At 38.0% G+C, this 22,651-nt stretch carries 23 protein-coding genes; 7 read left to right on the top strand and 16 right to left on the bottom strand.

Going from position 1 to position 22,651, the window contains the following annotated elements; translation table 11 throughout:
* Positions 1–320: 320 nt before the first annotated feature.
* The 4 genes from AW17_RS11540 (at position 321) to AW17_RS11525 (ending at position 4,157) form a co-directional block, all read left to right on the top strand.
* Complete coding sequence (locus tag AW17_RS11540; protein ID WP_029276505.1) at positions 321–1,478, top strand: hypothetical protein; 1,158 nt, start codon at positions 321–323, stop codon at positions 1,476–1,478.
* Between the two features lie 480 nt (positions 1,479–1,958).
* Positions 1,959–2,528: an RNA polymerase sigma factor gene (locus tag AW17_RS11535; RefSeq protein ID WP_029276503.1), complete on the top strand. Its 570-nt coding sequence runs from the start codon at positions 1,959–1,961 to the stop codon at positions 2,526–2,528.
* Entirely contained in the window at positions 2,509–3,267 is a 759-nt protein-coding gene (locus AW17_RS11530; protein WP_029276501.1) for a hypothetical protein, read from the top strand. The genes AW17_RS11535 and AW17_RS11530 overlap by 20 nt, the downstream gene beginning before the upstream one ends.
* Positions 3,268–3,359: 92 nt before the next feature.
* Entirely contained in the window at positions 3,360–4,157 is a 798-nt protein-coding gene (locus AW17_RS11525) for an outer membrane beta-barrel protein (protein WP_029276500.1), read from the top strand.
* Positions 4,158–4,265: 108 nt separating this feature from the next.
* On the opposite strand, the gene AW17_RS11520 is transcribed toward AW17_RS11525, so the two are convergent.
* Entirely contained in the window at positions 4,266–4,682 is a 417-nt protein-coding gene (locus AW17_RS11520) for a PIN domain-containing protein (protein ID WP_029276499.1), read from the bottom strand.
* Positions 4,672–4,956 carry a DUF6364 family protein gene (locus tag AW17_RS11515; RefSeq protein WP_029276498.1) on the bottom strand — a complete coding sequence of 95 codons (285 nt, stop codon included), beginning with the start codon at positions 4,954–4,956 and terminating at the stop codon, positions 4,672–4,674. Before AW17_RS11515 ends, AW17_RS11520 begins: the two co-directional genes overlap by 11 nt.
* A 149-nt stretch (positions 4,957–5,105) precedes the next feature.
* Here AW17_RS11515 and AW17_RS11510 point away from each other — a divergent pair, with 149 nt between their 5' ends.
* Together AW17_RS11510 and AW17_RS11505 are read left to right on the top strand one after the other, a co-directional pair.
* Positions 5,106–6,098: an ABC transporter ATP-binding protein gene (locus AW17_RS11510; protein ID WP_029276497.1), complete on the top strand. Its 993-nt coding sequence runs from the start codon at positions 5,106–5,108 to the stop codon at positions 6,096–6,098.
* 87 nt (positions 6,099–6,185) lie between these two features.
* A complete protein-coding gene (locus AW17_RS11505; protein WP_029276496.1) occupies positions 6,186–7,394 on the top strand; it encodes an ATP-binding protein in 1,209 nt (402 codons plus the stop codon).
* A 62-nt stretch (positions 7,395–7,456) separates the two neighbouring features.
* On the opposite strand, the gene AW17_RS11500 is transcribed toward AW17_RS11505, so the two are convergent.
* A complete protein-coding gene (locus AW17_RS11500) occupies positions 7,457–7,867 on the bottom strand; it encodes a hypothetical protein (protein ID WP_029276494.1) in 411 nt (136 codons plus the stop codon).
* 136 nt (positions 7,868–8,003) lie between these two features.
* Between AW17_RS11500 and AW17_RS11495 the strand changes: the two genes are divergently transcribed.
* Positions 8,004–8,564, top strand: a complete 561-nt coding sequence (locus AW17_RS11495; RefSeq protein WP_029276492.1) for a DUF4230 domain-containing protein — start codon at positions 8,004–8,006, stop codon at positions 8,562–8,564.
* A gap of 64 nt (positions 8,565–8,628) precedes the next feature.
* On the opposite strand, the gene AW17_RS11490 is transcribed toward AW17_RS11495, so the two are convergent.
* From AW17_RS11490 to AW17_RS11430, 13 genes are all read right to left on the bottom strand, one after another.
* A complete protein-coding gene (locus AW17_RS11490) occupies positions 8,629–8,979 on the bottom strand; it encodes a cupin domain-containing protein (RefSeq protein ID WP_029276490.1) in 351 nt (116 codons plus the stop codon).
* 121 nt (positions 8,980–9,100) lie between these two features.
* Entirely contained in the window at positions 9,101–10,351 is a 1,251-nt protein-coding gene (ilvA, locus tag AW17_RS11485; RefSeq protein WP_029276489.1) for a threonine ammonia-lyase IlvA, read from the bottom strand.
* Positions 10,352–10,623: 272 nt separating this feature from the next.
* Positions 10,624–11,784, bottom strand: coding sequence for a 2-isopropylmalate synthase (locus AW17_RS11480; protein WP_083488690.1), 1,161 nt, complete (start codon positions 11,782–11,784; stop codon positions 10,624–10,626).
* A 10-nt stretch (positions 11,785–11,794) separates the two neighbouring features.
* Complete coding sequence (gene leuB, locus AW17_RS11475; protein WP_029276485.1) at positions 11,795–12,886, bottom strand: 3-isopropylmalate dehydrogenase; 1,092 nt, start codon at positions 12,884–12,886, stop codon at positions 11,795–11,797.
* Positions 12,887–12,995: 109 nt separating this feature from the next.
* Positions 12,996–14,465, bottom strand: a complete 1,470-nt coding sequence (locus tag AW17_RS11470) for an ATP-binding cassette domain-containing protein (RefSeq protein WP_209444241.1) — start codon at positions 14,463–14,465, stop codon at positions 12,996–12,998.
* Positions 14,465–15,049: a 3-isopropylmalate dehydratase small subunit gene (gene leuD / locus AW17_RS11465; RefSeq protein ID WP_029276483.1), complete on the bottom strand. Its 585-nt coding sequence runs from the start codon at positions 15,047–15,049 to the stop codon at positions 14,465–14,467. The genes AW17_RS11470 and leuD overlap by 1 nt, the downstream gene beginning before the upstream one ends.
* A gap of 121 nt (positions 15,050–15,170) precedes the next feature.
* Entirely contained in the window at positions 15,171–15,524 is a 354-nt protein-coding gene (locus AW17_RS11460) for an antibiotic biosynthesis monooxygenase family protein (RefSeq protein ID WP_051691777.1), read from the bottom strand.
* 25 nt (positions 15,525–15,549) lie between these two features.
* Entirely contained in the window at positions 15,550–16,962 is a 1,413-nt protein-coding gene (leuC, locus tag AW17_RS11455; protein WP_029276479.1) for a 3-isopropylmalate dehydratase large subunit, read from the bottom strand.
* 109 nt (positions 16,963–17,071) lie between these two features.
* The gene (ilvC, locus tag AW17_RS11450) at positions 17,072–18,553 is read right to left on the bottom strand and encodes a ketol-acid reductoisomerase (protein ID WP_029276477.1); all 1,482 of its coding nucleotides are present in this window, start codon (positions 18,551–18,553) and stop codon (positions 17,072–17,074) included.
* A 375-nt stretch (positions 18,554–18,928) separates the two neighbouring features.
* On the bottom strand, positions 18,929–19,390 hold the full coding sequence (locus AW17_RS11445; RefSeq protein WP_245235048.1) for a DinB family protein: 462 nt from the start codon (positions 19,388–19,390) through the stop codon (positions 18,929–18,931).
* A gap of 158 nt (positions 19,391–19,548) precedes the next feature.
* Positions 19,549–20,187 (bottom strand): acetolactate synthase small subunit, encoded by a 639-nt coding sequence (gene ilvN / locus AW17_RS11440; RefSeq protein WP_029276474.1) that lies wholly within the window; start codon positions 20,185–20,187, stop codon positions 19,549–19,551.
* A gap of 90 nt (positions 20,188–20,277) precedes the next feature.
* Positions 20,278–22,029: a biosynthetic-type acetolactate synthase large subunit gene (gene ilvB / locus AW17_RS11435; protein WP_029276473.1), complete on the bottom strand. Its 1,752-nt coding sequence runs from the start codon at positions 22,027–22,029 to the stop codon at positions 20,278–20,280.
* A gap of 21 nt (positions 22,030–22,050) precedes the next feature.
* Entirely contained in the window at positions 22,051–22,641 is a 591-nt protein-coding gene (locus AW17_RS11430) for an ORF6N domain-containing protein (RefSeq protein ID WP_029276472.1), read from the bottom strand.
* Between the last annotated feature and the right edge of the window lie 10 nt (positions 22,642–22,651).

Here is a 22,651-nt window from a genome sequence, read left to right as displayed (position 1 = left end):
AATTATATCTTATTTACGCCTAATCCCGCTTTATCGTCCTGCTGAATTTATTTCAGCATCTTTTTAGCGTGAAAGACCCTGAAATAAATTCAGGGTGACGACCGTCTTAACAGAAAACTTGATTAAAACGCCACAAAATGAGATTTAATAATCGAACTCAGGTTATTAAAAAACTTTGTGTTCTTTGCACCTTAGTGGTTAATGAATAAATAACTTTGTTTCCTTTGCGTAAACTTGCACCGACTTCTTGATACTTGATACCCGGTACTTGATAATTTAATAAAAAACTATTCTAAATTTGGGCGATAAAATCAAAGCGCATGTTTACAAATATAGGTCTGAAAAAGGCCTTACTACTAATACCATTTCTTTTTAGTGCTTATTTCGCTTCGGCACAGTTTGATCAATCGGCTTTCGAAAATCGTATCCGCCCCGATAGCAGCTTAACCAACGAGGTTCACTTCAACTTTTATAATTTAAACTATGTTCGTAATTACGAGTATACCAACGATTTTCACGACGGTTATACTTTATACGGAACACAGTTGCAACCTCAGCTAGTGTATTACGCGCATCCTAATCTGGCGATTACCGCCGGTGCTTTTATCAGAAAGGATTTTGGTAGGAATGGAATTTCGGATGCTAAACCTTTGTTCAGCGTAAAATACCACAAAAGAAACCTTACTTTAATTTTTGGAAGTTTAGAAGGTAATATTCAACATAAATATATTGAACCGCTATACGATTTCGAAAGAACTTTAACCACGCCAATTGAATATGGTACGCAGTTATTGGTTGAGCGTAAGAAATTTACTTTAGATGCCTGGATTGCCTGGCAGAAAATGATCTATAAGGGTGATCCTGCCAAAGAAGAAATTATTGGTGGTTTATCTACCGAAAGCACCATTGCGGAAGGTAACGGCTGGAAGTTTAGTTTGCCTGCCCAATTTTTGGCTTTTCATCAAGGTGGACAAATTGATGTACTTAAAGAAATCCCGATTACGACCATGTTTAATGGAGCAACTGGTTTAAAATTGCACAAAGCAATTAATACCAACATTAAACAGGTATATACCGATAACTATATTGCGGTGTATAAAGATTTTTCACCTGATAAAAGAAGAGCTTACCAAGGTGGCTTTGGTTTATGGTTAAATGCGGGTGTAGAAAGTAAATGGGGAAGTTTGGTGGCTTCTTACTGGAAAGGCAATAATTTTATTTCGATTAAGGGAATGCCATTGTACGAATCGGTATCGGATAATCTGTACAGTCCAGGTTTGAAGCAGAGTGCAAGAAATATTGTTTCATTGCGTTATGCTTACCAAAAAGAGCTGATTCCACATTTATACCTTGATGTACGTTTCGAACCGCATATCGATCTTGATCATACCGATAAACAACTTCAGTTTAACCATTCGTTCTTTTTGACCTACAAACAGGATTTCAAATTGTTTAAGGTGAAGAAAGGTGAGAGGTAAAAGGTGTAAGGTTGAGGGTGATTAAACTCATACCGATTCAAACCCCGTAGGTTTCTAAAACCTGCGGGGTTTGTTGTTTTATAGACTTCCGAAGTTCCCCAGCGCTTTGCTCCTTTTTAAACTTCGGAAGTCCCTGCCAACTAAACCCGATTGCAGTGGAAATCCTTTTTTCTGCTGCAGCCTTGAATATGCTGTCATGCTGAGGTACGAAGCATCTGCAACCGATGAAACAGATGCTTCGTGCCTCAGCATGACAGAAGTATAAAAAAGATTGTAACGAATGAGCGGGGCTAACGCTTCAAAAATGCTCCTGCCTTTGCTTTACAAATCAAAAAACTATATCTTTCTTAAAAAAAAATCAATACTATATCTTTCTGGTAATCAGGAGGTACAATGCTTATTTTTAACTTTATTTAACTTTTTTTCTCACCTCATGCAACCATTGTTTGTAATCTGCCATCTTCTATATACAAACACACAATGAAATTGACGCGAAGCTATACGATAAACGATTTGATGGAAGGCTGCAAAGCTGGCGACCGGAAGATGCAAGAGCTGCTTTACAAGCAAACTGCATCGAAGATGTTGGCCGTTTGTATGCGCTACGCCAAGGATAGAATGGAGGCAGAAGATATGTTGCAGATGGGATATATTAAAATTTTCCAGAAAATTGCAGCGTATAGAGGCGATGGTTCTTTTGAAGGCTGGATTAAAAGGGTTATGGTGAACACTGCAATTGAAAGTTACCGTAAAAATTTACGCAGCTTAAATGTGGTTGAAATAGATGAAGCTTGCGAGCAACCATCAACCGGATTTGATTTTGGCACTTTAGGGATGCAGGATTTAATGAAGGTGATACAAAAATTGGCAGATGGTTACCGCATGGTTTTTAACATGTACGTAATTGAAGGCTATTCGCACAAAGAAATTGGTGAAACGCTTGGAATCTCAGAAGGTGCGAGTAAATCGCAACTGTCGAGAGCAAGAGCAATATTAAAAGAAGAAATTATAAAAATGGAGGGATTTGGTTATGCAACCTATACGGGATAAGGATTTTGATCAGTTATTTAAGGATGCTTTTGCTGATGCGGAAGTAACACCATCGAGGGATTTATGGAGCAATATTGAAAGCGAAATAACGCCTAAGAAAAAAAGAATCATACTGGTTTATTGGTTATCGGCAGCCGCTGTGTTATTAATTGCTACACTTGGTGTTTTGGTTTATCAACAGCAAAATACCAGCAGCGGAGGCAAGCAATTGGCCAATAATACAATTGAAAAATCTAAACCAGCGGTACGGGTACAGACCACTAAAGATTCTTCGGCTACAATTGTTGCACCAATTGAAAATATAACACCAGTTTTGCCAGTTCAACCTAAGGTGGTAAGTGCTATTGCCAAAACAAAGGTGAAACATGAAGTTAAACCTGCTGCGGAGCAACCACGGATAGTTACGGCCCCTGAAATGCAAAAGCAAGAAACAATTATAGCTAAAGCTGAAGAACCTAAAAAAGATATTAAAACAAAAATACAAGAGGCGATTTTACAGCCAAAAGAAGAGATTGTAACTGCGGTTGTTGCAACGCCAGTTAAAACGGATGAACCTGTTAACGATAACGCACAGAGCAATAAAGGTATCCGTAATGTTGGCGATGTGGTAAACCTCATTGTTAATAAAATGGACAAAAGAAAAGATAAGCTGATCCAGTTCCGTACTGATGATGATGATTCTTCTTTGGCATCAATCAATATCGGTCCATTTAAAATAGGTAAACGCAATAAGAAGTAAGCTAGGATTGATCAGGATTAACAGATTTTAGGATACGACATTCAAACCATTCAATAATTCACTCATTCAATAACTCAACAACACACACATATATGAAACGTCTAATTTATACAACACTTTTGGTAAGCGGACTTGCCGGTGTTATGGCTCCAGGTGCTTTTGCACAACAAGATTCGACCAAAAGAAACAGAAAAGATTTAGATTACGGTATCGTAAAAATAACCAGAGACGAGAAAGATAGCACAAATAAAGACCCAAAAAAAGGCCGTTTCGTGGGCGGAATTACTTTTACCAGGGTTGATTGGGGTTTCTCCAGGTTAATAGACAATGGCAGTTTCAACTTATCTCCAAACAACGATTTTTTGGATTATAAAGGTGGCAAAACCAGTACTTTCTCTTTCGATGTGTTACAGCTTGGCTATCGTTTCAACTCTAATTTTAAGATTTATGTAGCCGGTGGTTTCGACTGGACATTGATCCGCTTGCGAAAAGACATTACTATTGCTAAAAACGCTAACGAATTTGTATATACCGATCAGGCGCCTGTACATTTTTCAAAAAACCGTTTCTCGAGCAGCTATGTACACATTCCCTTAAACTTCGAATTCCGTACCAGCGAAAACAAAAACAGCAAAAGATTTTACCTGGTTTTAGGTCCGGAGGTTAGCTTTTTGCTAAATGGAAAAATTAAACAGGTAAGCGAAGAACGTGGTAAAGAAAAACAGTATGATAGCTACCACTTTCAATCGGTTCGATATGGAGGTACAGTTAGATTTGGTTATGGTAGTATAGGATTATTTACCAAGTATTACTTTAACGATATGTTTACTACCGCTCAACAAGCTGGCTTAAAAAACATGAGTTTCGGGGTTACCTTCGGATTAAATTAACCCCTAAATCCCCTGAAGGGGGACTTAAAATTCTCTCAAAAAGAAAGGAGAGGTTGACACACAAATAAACAGATCCTGTTTCGGTTAGGCGAGACAGGATTTTTTATTTTATAATGTTTTTAGAAACATTGTAGGCGTTAATACACTTAGCTTACTCCTTTTGTAGTCTTTAATATTTCGCGTAATTATAGCATTAATTGATCCATGGTTTTCAGCCGAAAAATTTTGGAGTGCATCTTCAAAATCTATGAATTCAGAATCGATTGAAGTCAAAATAACGTTTTTGTCAATTATTAAAATATCCAAAAAAGTAAATAATATCTTAAAGTCGGCCAAAATATCTTTATGACTAAAGTGTTTTCTCAACAAATAATACGTGTTGGCTATTATTAAACCCGAAACAAAACCATTGATTTTTTGGTTGACACATAAATTCAGAATTTTTGATGAATCAATAAAAAATGGTTCTCGTTTCAGAAAAAAATCAAGTAAAACATCTGAATCAATGAGAATGTTATCTTTCATTATTATTTAAATATTTTTGATATTTCTCATCCCTGACTTTCTCCAGTTCTTTTTTATAATCATAATCATCAGGTAGTTCTACTTTCGGGCGGAGCATCAAAGATTTTATGATTGGAGAAAGTTCATCATCGTCTTTTACAATCTCTTCTTTTTTGATAACAGCTTTTAAATAATTCTCTACCACTGCAGACAGGCTTCTGCCTTGCTGTTCTGCATAAGCTTTTGCCTGTTTAATAACAGACTTATCTATAGTTAAGGTTAGTTTAGTGTTCATGGCCTTATAATTGCTGATGTCAAGATGTATTGATGTAAAGATACATAGATGCCTGGATACGTGCAAAAATAAAATATAATGCACGTGTAATTTTGTTTGCACTTAAACCTTCCACCTTAAAACCCTCACCTTTTTCTTATCTTTACGACGTGAGCAATACCATAATCAGCGTTAAAAACCTAACCAAGCAATATCAGGCAGAACAGGCCGGAGGGATTAAAAATATAAGTTTCGAAATCAAAAGAGGCGATATAGTGGCCATAATCGGAGAAAGTGGCAGTGGAAAATCGACCTTACTGAAATCCATTTACGGATTGCTCAAAACCGATGAGGGTGAAATCTTTTTCGAAGATCAAAGGGTTAAAGGCCCTGATGAACAACTCATTCCAGGTCACAAACAGATGAAAATGGTTACGCAGGATTTTTCTTTAAATATTTATGCGAAGGTTTACGATAATATTGCCTCACAACTCTCAAATACCGACCTTAAAACCAAGGCCGAAAAAACGCTTCAGATGATGGAGCACCTTCGGATTTCGCCACTCCAGAACAAAAAAATTATCGAGCTGAGTGGGGGAGAGCAACAGCGTGTGGCTATAGCAAAAGCAATGGTTGCCGATACAGAGGTTTTACTTTTAGACGAACCTTTTAGTCAGGTTGATGCGCTACTTAAGAATCAACTGCGTGCGGATATAAAACGAGTAGCTTCTGAAACTGGTGTTACCGTAATTTTGGTTTCTCACGATCCAGCCGACGGTTTATTTCTGGCTGATCAGTTACTTATTCTAAAAAACGGAAAACTGTTGCAAACCGGAAAACCTGAAGAAATTTACCAGCACCCAAAACACATTTATACCGCTCAGATTTTAGGCAATGCGGTGGTTTTATCGAAAGCCGATGCCGAAAAAATTGGTTTAAAAACAGAAAAAGAATCAGTTGTATTTTATCCCGAATGGGCTGAAATAAGCAATAGTTGGAGCAGCAGGCGCTACGAAGTAAAGGATGTGTATTACAAAGGTTTTTATGATGAACTGCTTTTGGAAAGAAACGGTGTGAATATTCGTGCCTTACAGCTAAACAGGGGAGAGCATAAAAAAAACGACCACGTTCAATTGAACATCAGTCGTTTTTTGGAGTTTTAATTGTAGTTATAGCTTTTGTGTTTTTATGGAAAAGTTATAATCATAATTATAACTTTTTAGTATATTTGATATAATTATGATTATAACATGAATATACCTGCTAACATTTTAAATCGCGATAAATACATATCCCAAATACAACCTTTCATACGTAAAAACCTGATTAAGGTATTAACTGGGCAACGTAGGGTGGGAAAGAGTTATCTGGTTTTTCAGATTATAAACAATATTATTAAGCAGGATAAGGATGGAAATATTATTTACATTAATAAAGAAGATTTACAGTTCGATTTTATTCAAAATGCAAATGATCTGAATGATTACGTCCTATCAAGAGTAAGACCTGATCTGCATAATTATATCTTTATAGATGAAATACAGGATATTACAGATTTTGAAAAAGCATTAAGATCACTTTTGCTCGATCAAAATAATGATATCTACATTACAGGTAGTAATGCTAAAATGCTTTCGGGAGAATTAGCTACTTATTTAACTGGAAGATACGTTGAGTTTACCATTTACAGTTTGTCATATTCTGAGTTTTTATTGTTTCATAAATTGAAGAATAGTGATAAAAATATGGAGCACTATTTTAAGTATGGTGGGTTACCTTATCTGATTAATTTAACTTTAAATGAGCAGGCTTTCGAATATCTTAATAGCATTTATACAACTATTTTGTTTAGAGATGTTGTTTCTAGATATAATCTGAGAAATAGTAATTTTTTAGAGAAACTTGTTCTTTTCATGGCAGATAATATTGGAAGTTTGTTTTCTGCAAAAAAAATAAGCGATTTTCTTAAATCTCAACAAACAAAAATAGCACCGAATCAAATACAAACTTACACCAAGTATTTGGTAAACGCATACATTATTCATGAGGTAGATCGGTATGATATTATTGGGAAAAGGATTTTTGAAACAGGTAGTAAATTTTATTTTGAAAATACAGGCATTAGGAATGCTATTATTGGATATAGGCCACAGGACTTAGGGAAATTACTCGAAAATGTGGTATATAATCATCTCCTATATTTGGGCTACAAAATAAAAGTTGGCACAATGAATACAAAGGAAATTGATTTTATTGGTGAGCGCAAAAGTGAATTTGTTTATGTCCAGGTAGCCTTAAAATTAGAAGATGAGGCAACCATTAAGCGCGAATTTGAAAACTTGCTTCTGATAGACAACAACTATCCAAAATATGTAATTACCAATAGTCAATTTAATGGGAATACATACCAAGGGATACAACATCTTTACATCCGCGATTTTTTAATGTGGGAAAATTAGAGCATAAAAAAACGACCACGTTCAATTGAACATTAGTCGTTTTTTGGAGTTTTAAATACTAGTTATAAATCGTTTCCAACAAGAACTATTTTTACCCTTACTGTTGATGTAGGTTTTATCGGATCTGTTGCCTGGTAATCTGAACTTTGTACATCGATAGATACACCGCCTTTGTATACTTCAAAGCTGTATGCATCAACATTATAAACAAAAGGTAGCGCGATATAACTTGCTCCACTGTTATAAGAAATATAAACCAAAGTTCCTTCATTGTCGACATGATACTGGTCTATTTCAGGAACAGAAATATCTGCAGTAAATGTTTTTTTGTCATTACTTAATACCCATGCATTGGGCGATATATCTTTAACGACAGTTAAAATGGCATTGCCTGGTTGAACAATCGTGTCTTTTTTGCAGGAAGCCAGACCTAGTGTGGCAATGCAAAGCATTAAGATGGTAAGTTTTTTCATGTTGATTAGTTTTTATTTGTGTGTGTGATATTGGTATTACAAATCTGTTGCCAAAAAAATATAATTGTGGATTAATGGATTAATTATTGTGCAACAGATTAAATACACAACTATTGGCACCTTATTTTTTTAAAACATGAAGCTCTTTTTTCGCCTCTTACCCTGGTTAATTTTAGTCGTAGCAGGGTATTTATTGATCTCCAAAAAGTTCAGCATCAACACCTCCGTAGAGAGCAAACATCAGCTTCTGGTAGAGAAAATTGAGGCCATTGGTAAATTGGAGCTGGTAAGGTACCAGATCAGCGATGTTTTAGAGCATAAAAATAAAACAGATTTTTTGCCCGAAGCCAGTGTTTTATTAATTGTTAAGGCCGAAGCAGTAGGATGTATCGACTTAACAAAAATTACCCGGGAGGATATTGATATTGATGCGGACACCGCTGTAGTAAATTTACCACAGCCTGAAATATGTTATGTAAAAATCGACCATAAAAACTCTCGTGTTTATGATACGAAAATGGCTTTCTTCCGCGAAGCTGATTTGGTAGATGAAGCGTATAAAGCAGCCGAAAGACAGGTAACTGCCGAAGTTAAAAAATCGAGTATTTTAACACAAACAAAAACCAATGCTACAACAGTACTTAAACCGATTATAGAAGGTTTGGGCTATAAGAATGTGAGGTTTACCTTTCAGTAAGGTTTAAGGTGGAGGGTTTAGGGTGTAGGGTATGCACCCAACCTCGGACTTCCCGACTCCGGTCTTATTTCAAAAAATCTTCTCTATGTGGATTAAAAATATCAATCAATAAACCCGCTTCTAAACAAAGTACACCATGAAATACATTTGATGGGGCAAAGAAAACATCACCTTCATTTAAGATTTTCTTATCATCACCCATGCTAACTTCAAAACTTCCTTTTGCTACATAGCTCATTTGTAAATGAGGATGATTGTGAATGGTACCAATGGCATCTTTTTCAAATTCTACTTTAACCAACATCAACTGATTATCGTAAGCCATAATTTTGCGTTTAACGCCTGCTCCTAAATCTTCCCAATCAATATCGCAGTCAGAAATTAATGTCTTGTTTCTTAAGTCTTTGAAATTCATTTTTTATATTTTTTGCGTCACCCTGAATTTAGTTCAGGGTCTTTCATACCAGAAAGATGCTGAAATAAATTCAGCATGACGATACTATTAAAACTTTGCGCCCTTCGCGGTTAAATAACCTTTAAACCAAATATTCAAACAAAGTCTGATCCTGGTTTAGCTCAATAATTTCAAATTTAAAATCTTTCATGCGCTGCAATAAACTTGCATAATCGTTTTTATTAGAAAGTTCGATACCAACCAATGCAGGACCATTTTCTTTGTTCGTTTTTTTAATAAACTCGAAACGGGTAATGTCATCCTGTAGACCTAAAACCTCGTTCACAAATAACTTTAAAGCACCTGGTCTTTGTGGGAAACGTACAATGAAATAATGTTTCAAGCCTTCAAAAAGCAAAGATTTCTCTTTAATCTCCTGCATACGCTCAATATCGTTATTTCCACCGCTTACGATACAAACTATCGTTTTGCCTGCAATCTGGTCTTTAAGCTGATCTAATGCAGCCACAGACAGTGCTCCGGCAGGTTCAACCACAATGGCATCTTCGTTATACAATTTTAAAATGGTCGTACAGATTTTTCCTTCAGGGATTAAATGCATCTGATCAAGCAGTTCCTTACAATATTCGTAAGTGATATGGCCAATTCTTTTTACAGCTGCACCATCCACAAATCGGTCTATTTCTTCTAAGGTAAACGGACCACCATATTCCATCGCCGTAACCATTGATGGTGCACCAAGTGGCTCAACACCAACTAATTTCACTTCAGGCTTAACGGTTTTCATGTAAGCGCTTACACCCGATGCCAAACCGCCTCCACCAACCGGCATTACAATCATATCCAGATCAGGTAGATCTTCGTAAATTTCTACACCAACCGTTGCCTGTCCTTCAATTACTTTTTCATCATCGAAAGGTGGAATAAAAGTGGCTGATTTTTCGGCACTGTAAGCTAAAGCTTCTTTTAAACAATCATCAAAAGTATCGCCTACTAAAACCACTTCAACATTGTCGCCACCAAACATGTAAGTTTGTTTAACCTTTTGTTTCGGTGTAATCTCTGGCATAAAAATCACCCCTTTAATGCCAAGTTTCTTGCACGAATAGGCCACACCTTGTGCATGGTTACCAGCACTTGCACAAACTACACCGTTAATTAATGCATCTTGTGGCAAGGAGCTAATTTTATTGTAGGCACCACGCAATTTGTACGAGCGTACAATTTGCAGGTCTTCTCTTTTTAAATAAATATTGGCATTGTAATGCGCAGAAAGTCCGGCGTTAAACTCTAAAGGTGTGCGTTTTACCACCCCTTTTAACCTTTGCGATGCAGATAAAAAATCTAATGTATTCGGTGTTGTAGTATTCATTGTTGTAGTATCAAGTAGAGAGAATCAAGTACCAAGACTGATATTCTCTTATATTTTTTGTAAAGCAGGGTTTGGTGTTCCATCGGTTGCAGCTGTCCTGCTTTACATTTTATTTCGCTGCGCTTCATGCTCATTCCAATCAGGTTTAGGTGGGCTAGGTTTGTATTTCAAATTTAAATCCTCTCCCTGCCCCCTCCAAAGGGGGACATCCCTCAAAGTTTTTAAGGCAATTCTCAGCTTGCTTTTAGCTTTAGTCTTTAACCTTTCAGCTTTTACGCCAAATGCAAAGCAACCAATTGGTTTAAATCATAATCGTTAATGCCTTGTTTGCTATCGGCTAAAACCAAAAATTGTTTGTAAACAATATCTAAATGATCTTTTTCCAATTTATGGCCTAAACGGTCTAAATGGTGTTTTAAAGCATGGCGTCCGCTTCTTGCAGTCAATACAATTGTTGCATCAGGGAAACCAACATCTTCAGGCTTAATAATTTCGTAGTTTTCACGATTTTTCAAGAAACCATCCTGGTGGATACCTGAGCTATGTGAAAATGCATTTCCACCAACAATTGCCTTGTTCGGTTGTACCGGCATATTCATCTGGTTCCGCACCATATGGCTCATTTCATAGAAACGCGTAGCATCAATTTGGGTGTTTAAGCCTAAAATCTTGTGCGTTTTCAAAATCATGACGACTTCTTCCATAGATGTATTGCCTGCACGCTCTCCGATGCCATTAATGGTACATTCTACCTGGCGGGCACCATTTTGTAAGCCTGCGATAGAATTCGCTGTAGCCAGGCCCAAATCGTTGTGGCAGTGCACAGAGATAATGGCTTTATCGATATTTTTTACGTTCTCTTTCAAAAAAAGAATTTTCGAGCCGTACTGATCTGGTAAGCAATATCCGTTGGTATCTGGAATATTTACCACGGTGGCACCGGCAGCAATTACTGCTTCAACCATTTTAGCTAAAAATTCGATATCGGCACGGCCAGCATCCTCTGCGTAGAATTCAACATCTTCCACAAATTTTTTCGAATACCTTACGGCTTCAACAGCACGTTCTAAAATTTCTTCGCGGGTACTGTTAAATTTATGTTTAATGTGGAAATCGGATGAACCGATCCCAGTGTGGATACGTGGTCTCTTCGCATAACGTAAAGCATCTGCAGCAACATCGATATCATTTTTATTTGCACGTGTTAACGCGCAGATAATCGGGTTGGTAACCGCTTTTGATAATTCAATTACACTGTTAAAATCTCCTGGACTAGATACCGGGAAACCAGCTTCAATCACATCAACACCTAAAAGCTCAAGTGATTTAGCGATTTCTACTTTTTGGTTTGTATCTAACTGGCAGCCTGGAACCTGCTCGCCGTCACGCAATGTCGTGTCGAAAATATAAACTTTGTTCGGGTCGTGAATCATAATCTTGAGTTTAGGAAGTGATTAATTTTTGGGATAAGAATTTAAGTACCAATTTGCCCATTTCGGCTGTGCCTAGAACTTTAAATCGGTTTGTATTTTGGTCGGCAATATCATGTGTTCTAAAGCCTTCTTTCAATACCTGGTCGATCGTATCAACCAATAATTTGGCTTCTTCTTTTAGTCCGAAGCCAATTTCTAACATTAAAGCTGCCGATAGGATAGAAGCTAACGGATTAGCTAAATCTTTACCTGCAATATCGTGTGCCGAACCGTGGATCGGCTCGAAGAAACCTGTGCTTTCGCCAACAGATGCCGAAGCCAGCATACCCATTGAACCTGCAATCTGTGAAGCCTCATCTGTTAAAATATCTCCAAATAAATTGGCCGTTAAAACCACATCGAATTTTCTAGGGTTTTTGATCAACTGCATGGCTGCATTATCGATAAACATATGCTCTGTTTCTACATCAGGATATTGTTTTGCAATTTCCTGAACAGTTTCGCGCCATAAGCGAGAGCTTTCTAAAACATTGGCTTTGTCTACCGAACATAATCTTTTGTTACGTTGCTGTGCAGCCTGGTAAGCTTTATGTGCAATGCGTTCTACTTCATAACGGTGGTAAATCATTAAATCTGAAGCTGTATTACGGTCCTCCGAGCGTGTTTTTTCACCAAAGTAAACGTCACCCGTTAATTCGCGGAAGAACAAAATATCGGTTCCTCTTAAAATTTCCGGTTTAATGCTCGATGCCTGAAGAAGTTCATCAAATAGTAATATCGGGCGGAGATTAGCGAATAAACCCAGTTCCTTACGGATTTTTAACAGGCCTTGTTCTGGTCTAACTTTTAAACTTGGGTCGTTGTCGTATTTAGCGTGACCAATTGCGCCAAAAAGGATAGCATCACTTTGTCTTGCTTTTTCTAAAGTTTCATCTGGCAAAGGCTCGCCAGTAACTTCAATAGCCGCATGGCCCATTAAAGCTTCTTCGAACACAAATTCATGGCCAAAAATATCGGCAATTTTCTCTAATGCTGCTTTTCCCCAAGTGGTAACCTCGGGTCCAATACCGTCTCCAGGTATTACTAAAATGTTCTTCTTCATTGTTGACTCCTCTTTTGCTTTACAATTGCTCATTGGTTGCCACGGAAGCACAGAAATCACCGAAAAATTTTGTTTCCGTGGTCACCGTGTTTCCGTGGCTAAGCTTGCATCAGCTTAATATTTCTGTGTTTAAACTTTCGACGATTTTTACCTCGCCTTTTTCTAACAATATTCTTTTTTCTATGCAGGTTGGCAGCTGCGATTCAAAATGGCCAACGTAAATTAAGGTCATTCCGTTGCTGCACAATTCATCAACCATTTGGTTAAAATGTTTTGTTTGCTGTTGGTCTAAGCCCTGGCAAGGTTCATCCAGAATTAATAGTTCCGGATTTTTTATAATTGTCCGCGCTAATAATACCAATCGCTGTTTACCGAGTGGAAGTGCGGTTAATAATTCATTTTTGTTATCGGTTAATCCAAAATATTCAATCAGCTCATCAACTTGAGCTCTTTTGCTATAAGGTAGTTGCTGAAACAAGCCTACGGTATCGTAAAAGCCCGAAGCAATACATTTCCAAACGGTTGAAGTGGCGTCGAAGTACCAATGAAACTCCGGCGATATTAAACCAATGTGCTGCTTAATATCCCAAATGCTTTCGCCAGTTCCACGCCTGTTGCCAAACAAATAAAGCTCGTTGGCGTAAGACTGGGGGTGATCGCCGTTTATTAAACTCAATAAAGTGGACTTTCCTGAGCCATTAGGGCCTTGCAATAACCATTTTTCGCCAGCTTTAACTTCCCAGTTGATATTTTTTAATACTTGTTTTTCGCCATAGCTGATGTTTACATCAACCATTTTTACCATATCAGTTGATGAATAAATTGGCGACTCCTTTAAAAAAGCGGGGATTTTCCTTTTATGTATTTCAGGTGGAAGATCTCCAATTTCTCTTGAAAATGAACTTACAATCTGCCCGTCTATAATCTCCGCAAAGGAATCGATGCTTTCTGGAAATTCTAAATCATTACAGATTAAAATTAATTGTACACCTTCTGCTGTAATCTGATCCAAAAGCGTATTCAGGTTTTTGCGCGATGCTTTATCTAAACCGGTATAAGGCTGATCGATAATTAACAATTGGGGTTTTAACCATAAGGCTTTAACCAGTTGCAGTTTTTTATGTTCGCCGCTTGATAATTCGATTAGCTGTGAACTGGCAAAAGTAGCAAAGCCCAGTGCTTCTAAAATGGGTTCAACCAGATCGAAATGAAGTCCTTTTTCTTTGCCATAAGCTACCAGTTCTGCATGTACTGTTAAAGTATCATTGGCCTGTAAACTGGTGTAGCGTTGCTGATAATAAAAGTTTGCAACACCTTCGAGATTTTTAAACTGATACCAGCTTTCTACAAATAAAACTTCGGCCGGTAATTTACTCTGGGCGTCGTAATTGATTTCAATACTGCCCTGTGAAGGAATTAAACCCGCAATAGCTTTAGCCAAAGAAGTTTTTCCGCTGCCACTTTCGCCCCATAAAACCCAGTTTTGGCCCACATTTACTTCCCAATACAAATCCTTTAGCACCGTTTTATTGCGGTAACTTAAGTTTAGGTTTTGTATGTAGACAAATGGTTTAAGCATTATTTTGCCTGTTCAAATTCTGCGATTAATTCTTTTTGGGCCAAGATGAAATCGATATCATCATAACCGTTTATCAAACACGATTTTTTGTAAGGATTGATCTCAAATGATTCTTGAGCACCAGTTTCTACAATGGTAACCGTTTGATTTTCTAAATCAACTTCTAGGGCTGATTTTGGATTGTTGTCAACCGCGTTGAAAATCTGCGCCAAGAACTCATCACTTACCTGGATGGGTAATAAACCATTGTTCAGGGCATTTCCTTTAAAGATATCGGCAAAGAAACTGCTGATTACCGCGTCAAAACCAGCATCTTGAATAGCCCATGCAGCGTGCTCGCGACTACTGCCACATCCAAAGTTTTTTCCTGCTACTAAAACCTGGCCGCTATAGGTTGGGTTGTTCATCACGAAATCAGCTTTAGGCTGGTTATCGTTTTCATAACGCCAATCGCGGAACAAGTTTTCGCCAAAACCCTCGCGGGTAGTCGCTTTTAGAAACCTCGCAGGGATAATCTGGTCGGTATCGATGTTCTCTATATTTAAAGGCACTACTGCCGATGTTAATTTTGTGAATTTTTTCATGTCAATTAGTATCAAGTAAGGAGTATCAAGTAGCGAGACTTGTATTCCACTTTTTATCTTTATTCTTTAAGCCTTTTGCTTAATGGTGGTAATTTTATGCTCCATGTTTTTACCCTCCACCTTAAGCCTTACAACCCTCTACCATCTCAAAGTGTTCAACTGTTGGGAAAGGATCATAAAAGTGATGTAATAACTTTTTCCAATCCTGGTATGCTGCTGACCCTCTGAAACCTTCGGTATGTGCCTCCATTGTTTTCCAGTTTACCAGCAGGATATATTTATTTTCTACCTCTACACATTTTTGAAGCTGATGCGAAATGTAACCTTCCATCGAAGAAATGATTTTTTCCGCTTCGCTAAAAACTCTTTCAAAATCAGCCGATAATCCGGCTTTTACATTTAATATGGCAACTTCTAGAACCCCCACCCCCCTTAAGGGGGCTTTTGATCGAGTGCTGGTAGTATTATTATTCATCTTGCTAAAGTCCCCTTTAGGGGATTTAGGGGTTAACCTTCTCCAACAAATCCCTTACATCAGTAATTTTTCCGGTTACAGCAGCAGCTGCTGCTGTAAGTGGACTGGCCAATAATGTACGTGCATTTTGCCCTTGTCTGCCTTCGAAGTTTCTGTTTGATGTAGATACACAATATTTACCTGCCGGGATTTTATCTTCGTTCATACCTAAACAGGCACTACAGCCTGGTTCGCGTAACTGGAAACCAGCGGCTTCGAAAATTTTATCCAAACCTTCGTTTTTAGCTTGTTGCTCAACTTGTTTCGATCCCGGAACAATCCAAACCGTAACATTATCGGCTTTGCGTTTACCTTTAACAAAATCGGCAACTTCGCGTAAATCTTCAATGCGTGAGTTGGTACAGCTTCCAATGAATACATAATCAACCGGTTTCCCGATTAATGAAGAATCGTCATCAAAGCCCATATAATCTAACGCTTTCTGGTACGAAAGTTTTTCTTTTTCTGGTTGTGCACCTGTTGCCGGAATATGTTCCTGAATACCCATGCCCATTCCAGGGTTGGTACCATAGGTAATCATAGGGGCGATATCTGCTGCATCGAAAGTTAAAACACTATCGAATTTCGCATCAGCATCGCTATATAATGTTTTCCAATAAGCTAAAGCTTTATCCCACTCTTCGCCAGCTGGAGCAAATTCTCTTCCTTTAATGTAATCGAAAGTTGTTTGATCTGGTGCAATTAATCCACCGCGTGCACCCATTTCGATACTCATATTACAGATCGTCATACGGGCTTCCATACTTAAAGCTTCGATTGCTGAACCTGCGTATTCTATAAAATAACCTGTACCGCCTGCGGCAGAGATTTTAGCAATAATGTATAAGATAATGTCTTTCGCGCCAACACCCTTTCCAAGCTCGCCGTTTACCTCAATTTTCATGGTTTTAGGTTTCGACTGCAATAAACATTGCGTTGCAAAAACCTGCTCTACCTGCGAAGTACCGATACCAAATGCAATGGCACCAAAAGCACCATGGGTTGAGGTATGGCTATCGCCGCAAACCATTGTTTTACCAGGTAAGGTGATACCCAACTCAGGGCCGATAACATGCACAATGCCTTGAAAAGGATGGCCTAAACCATACAGTTCTACACCAAATTCTGCACAATTTTTGGTTAACATATCCACCTGATAGCGTGAAAGCTCCTCTTTAATTGGCAATAACTGATTTAAGGTAGGTACGTTATGATCGGCCGTTGCAACAGTCTGCTTCGGACGAAAAACAGGTAATCCTCTTTTGCGCAAACCATCAAATGCCTGCGGAGAGGTTACCTCGTGTATTAAGTGTGTATCAATGTATAAAATATCAGGAAATCCTTCTTCACTTTTTACAACGTGAGCATCCCAAATTTTTTCTACTAATGTTTTTGACATTTTAACCCCCTAGCCCCCTAAAGGGGGAATTTAAGTTTGTAATTATTTATTTTTATAAGACCTGTCCAAAGTCCCCTCTCTTTTTAGGAGAGGGGATTTTGGGGTGAGGTTATGCTGTTTTAATCGCTTTCATTGCAGTCATTGCTTTACGCAAAGTTGCTCCAATTTGTTCTACCTGGTGAGAACGGATAGCCTCGTTGATATCGATTAATTGTCTGTTATCAACAGCGCCATCCTTACCTTCATTGAAGTTTTTACCAACTAGATCAGTATCTACTTTTTTCATGAAATCGCCCAAAAGCGGTTTACAAGCCTGATCGAACAAATAACAACCGTATTCAGCAGTATCAGAAATAACACGGTTCATTTCGAACAATTTCTTACGTGCAATGGTGTTGGCAATAAGTGGTGTTTCGTGTAACGATTCGTAGTAAGCCGACTCTGGTTTGATACCTGCCTGTACCATGGTTTCGAAAGCCAATTCAACACCAGCGCGAACAAAAGCCACCATTAAAGTATAGTTATCGAAATATTCTTGCTCACCGATTTTAACATCACCAGCAGGCGTTTTTTCGAAAGCGGTTTCGCCAGTTTCAGCTCTCCAAGCCAATAGGTTTTTATCACCATTTGCCCAATCTTCCATCATGATACGGCTAAATTCGCCACTCATAATATCATCCTGGTGTTTTTGGAATAATGGACGCATAATGTCTTTCAATTCTTCCGAAATTTCGAAGGCTTTGATTTTAGCCACATTGCTTAATCTGTCCATCATGGCCGTAATACCACCTTGTTTTAAGGCTTCGGTAATTACCTCAACACCATATTGAACCAATTTAGAAGCATAACCTGCATCGATTCCTTTTTCTACCATTTTATCGAAAGATAGGATAGAACCTGTTTGCAATAAACCACAAAGGATGGTTTGCTCGCCCATTAAATCTGATTTTACTTCAGCTACGAAAGATGATTTTAATACACCAGCTCTGTGACCGCCTGTACCAGCGCAATATGCTTTTGCCTGTGCCAATCCTTTACCTTGAGGATCGTTTTCAGGGTGAACTGCAATTAAGGTAGGAACACCAAAACCACGAACATATTCTGCTCTAACTTCGCTACCTGGGCATTTAGGCGCAACCATAATAACGGTTAAATCTTTACGGATCTGCATGCCTTCTTCAACGATATTGAAACCGTGAGAATATAACAAAGTAGCTCCTTCTTTCATTAAAGGCATAATTGCATTTACAACAGCGGTGTGTTGCTTATCTGGAGTAAGGTTAATTACTACATCTGCATTTGGAATCAGCTCTTCGTAAGTGCCAACTGTAAAATTGTTTTCAGTTGCATTTTTCCACGAATCGCGTTTGCCTTCAATTGCTTCCTTACGTAAAGTGTAGCTTACATCTAAACCACTATCTCTTAAATTTAAACCTTGGTTTAAGCCTTGTGCGCCACAACCTACAATTACCAGTTTTTTACCTTTTAATGCGCTAACGCCATCTAAAAATTCAGAACTGTCCATGAAGTCGCAAACACCTAATTGGTTTAATTTTTCTCTAAGAGGTAATGTGTTAAAATAATTTGCCATTGTTTTTTATTGGTTAATTTCTATTTAATTATCGTTATATATTCTTTTTTCCTTCGGGTTGATTACAGATGAAGTGATTACACTGATTTTTTTATTATCGGTTCATATCTCATCTATCTTACATCATCCTTTTTTGCCATGGTTCGTATTCTCACGAAACATTTTTTCCTTCGGTTTGATTTCACAGATGAAGTGATTTCACCGATTTTTATTTGAAAAGCAGGTTCCTGTGCTTTTCGGTTGTTTCAGTCCCGCTATTCGTTAAATTAGGCTGTGCTTCGATTACGCTCAGCATGACAGTCTAAAATTTTTACTGCTATCGGGTTTATTTTAGTTGGGTCTGTTTTTCAAAACCCTCATCCGCCTCACATCTTTTTATATCTGTCTTTTCAGTGCCCATGCATAACCTTGGTGTACATTATCATGACCAATAGTTGTGATCAGAATTTCTTCAATGCTGTTCATCTGTACGCCATAGGTAGCTGTTGTAAAAGGAGTGATGTTTGAAAATTTTCCATTTGTATAATCTTCCTTTATTTTTTCAATGCTTTCTAACGCGATGGTTTTCAATTCAGCTACTTCTTCTTCTGTTACGGTGTAAGTTGGCTTCGTATCTTTTTTATAATACTCGTTAAATTTTACCGAGGTTGCATCTTGCAATACACCTGTACGAACATAACAAAGCGTTTGCGTGCTCACTACAACATGGCCAAAATTCCAGATAATGTTATTGTTGTAACCATCCGGAATTTTATTTAATTCTTCGATTGTTAAATCACCTATCAACTTAATAAATGCCTTGCGTGAGTTTATTATAAAATCAAATACCTCGTTCATCATATTATAATTTGTATCTATCTACTTATCGTTTTGTTTTTCAGCTTCGGTTAATTACTTTATTATAATCGGTATCACTTTATTGCATTTCATGTTCCCGATTTTTCTTAAAGATTGCTTCGTCGTTCCTCCTCGCAATGACGGATTTGTTGTAGACCCTACATCGTAAAAATCTTTCCGCCTTTTTCTAAAAACTCGTTTTCTACTAATTCTTCACCAGGTTCGAAAGCTTCGAATTCCTTTAGTTTTTCATGGAAACCTGCACTGTCTTTAATAATGGCTACTCTTGCAGATCTCACAAATTCAATTAGTTCGTAAGGTTCTAAAGCTTTTACCAAAGCATCAGTTTCTTCGCGGTGACCAGTTACTGCAAAAACGGTATAATCTTTACGGATCACTACCGCACTCGCGCCGTATTGTCTTAATAAACGCTCTACGGTTACTTTTTCTGCAATTTCATCTGTAGAAACTTTGTAAAGCGCCAATTCCTGCCAGATAATTTCTTCGTTGGTGTTGAAATAAACTTTCAATACCTCAATCTGCTTTTCTATTTGACGGGCAAGCTTTCTCACTACTTCGTAACCTTCGTGGATGACGATGTTGAAACGGTGTATTCCTTCAATTTCTGATGCGGAACTGTTTAAACTTTCGATATTGATTTTTCTTTTCGAGAAAATAATCGCAATCCTGTTGAGTAAACCAATGCGGTTTTCGGCATAAACCGTAATGGTGTATTCCTGCTTTCCGTCTAAATCGGCTTTATCTATTTTATGTTCTATTGTATTTTCAGTACTCATGTCCAAAATTTTTACCACCAAGGCACAAAGGCCACGAAGGTTTTGTTTATGCTATTTTTCGCTTTAGTCTTTCTGCTTTAATCTTTCAGCCTACTTCAACCTGATTTCGCTTACACTCATTCCTTGAGGAACCATAGGGAAAACATTATTTTCTCTGCCTACCATAACTTCTAATAGGTAAGAACCTTCGTGGTTGATCATGGTTTCTAATGCCTGTCTTAAGTTTGCACGCTCATCAACTTTGCCCGCTTCGATATAATACGATTTTGCTAAAGCAACAAAGTCAGGACTGGTGATATTCACGAAAGAATAACGTTTATCATGAAACAGTTGTTGCCATTGGCGAACCATACCTAAAAAGCGGTTGTTCAAGATCAGAATTTTTACTGCTGCGCCAAACTGCATAATGGTACCCAATTCCTGAGGCGTCATCTGGAAACCACCATCACCGATAATAGCGATAACGGTTTTATCAGGTGCACCATATTTAGCGCCAATTGCTGCTGGTAAACCAAAGCCCATTGTACCTAAACCACCAGAAGTAATGTTGCTGCGGGTATTGTTAAATTTAGCATAACGACAGGCTACCATTTGGTGCTGACCAACATCGGTAACGATTACGGCATCACCACCACAGATCTCGTTGATGTTGCGCAATACTTCGCCCATGGTCATTTCATCACCAGTTGGATAAAGCTCTGGAGTAATGACTTGATCTATTTCCTCCTGGTTATATTGTCTGAACTTAGCTAACCAATCTTCGTGTTTGTTTTCGTTAACTAAATTGGTTAATAGGGGTAAAGTTTCTTTACAGTCGCCCCAAACACCAACTTCTGCCTTAACATTTTTATCAATTTCGGCAGGGTCGATATCTAAATGCACCACTTTAGCTTGTTTAGCATATTTATCTAAACGACCGGTTACACGGTCATCAAAACGCATACCGATGGCAATAATTACATCAGCTTCGTTGGTTAATACGTTTGGGCCGTAATTACCGTGCATCCCTAACATACCTACATTTAGCGGGTGTGAAGTTGGAATAGCACCCTCGCCCATAATGGTCCATGCAGCAGGGATTCCTGATTTATTGATAAAAGCTTTGAATTCTTCTTCAGCTTTACCCAAAATAACACCTTGTCCAAATAAAATGAAAGGTTTTTTTGCTGAATTGATTAATTCGGCTGCCTGCTCGATATATTCGATCCTAACTTTTGGCTTCGGGCGATAACTGCGGATGTGGTTGCACTTTACATATTCAGGAAATTCCTCCAATTGTAATTGTGCATTTTTGGTAATATCGATTAAAACAGGACCTGGTCTGCCACTTTTAGCGATATAAAAAGCTTTAGCCAATACCTCTTGAATTTCTTTGGCATCAGTAACCTGATAGTTCCATTTTGTAACTGGAGTAGTAATGTTAATCACATCAGTTTCCTGAAAAGCATCCGTTCCCAATAGGTGGGCGAAAACCTGTCCGGTGATACAAACCAATGGCGTACTATCGATTTGCGCATCTGCCAAGCCAGTAACCAAATTGGTTGCACCTGGCCCGCTGGTTGCGAAAACAACACCAACTTCGCCGCTTGCTCTTGCAAAACCCTGAGCGGCGTGGATACCACCTTGCTCATGGCGAACCAAGATGTGTTCTAATTTATCAGCATAATCATAAAGAGCATCATAAATAGGCATGATTGCTCCTCCCGGATAACCGAAAATGGTGGTTACACCTTCTTCAATTAATCCATTCAACAAAACTTGCGAGCCTGTTCCTTTGAATAAGGTTTTTGAGGTTTCTGCTTTCGCCTCGTTTTGTTGTATTGTATCTTGTGCAGTTTCCATAGTTATGTTTTTGCGATTCTACTATTCTTTAATTTTAAACCCAATTCTTTGTCTGTCGTTCCATTTTAATTGAGCAATTTTCTCGTCTATTAAGTTTTCCATTGCATCATACAGCTCGTTGAGCTGAACATCATGTTCACCAATCCGTTCTTTAATTTCTGTTAACTGTTCATTAAGGTTGCTTTGCTTCAGCAAAATTTTCCGAACGTCAACAAAGGCTCTCATAATGGCAATATTCATGTTAATTGCCTTATCACTTTTCAAAACGCCACTCAACATGGCAACCCCTTGCTCTGTAAAGGCATAAGGCAATTTTCGAGTACCTCCCCAACTTGAAGTCACAATTTGTGACTTCAAGTTGGTTCCGCCTGTCATCACAATTTGTGATGATGTACCTTGATTACTTGCATCAATCTGAAGTCTTATCTCTTCAAACTCAGTAGAAGTTAACTGAAACATAAAATCTTCTGGAAAACGCTTTATGTTACGTTTTACCGCCTGATTCAGTGCCTTCGTTTCAACTTCATAAAGCGATGCCAAATCGAAATCCAGCATTACTCTTTCTCCCCGGATTTCATAAATCCTATTCTGAATACTTTTAATTATTTGCATAATTTATTTT

Origin of the sequence: Pedobacter borealis DSM 19626, assembly GCF_000708285.2 — a bacterium.
GTDB classification, from domain to species: Bacteria; Bacteroidota; Bacteroidia; order Sphingobacteriales; family Sphingobacteriaceae; genus Pedobacter; species Pedobacter borealis.
This window is presented reverse-complemented; position numbering and strand designations above follow the sequence as displayed.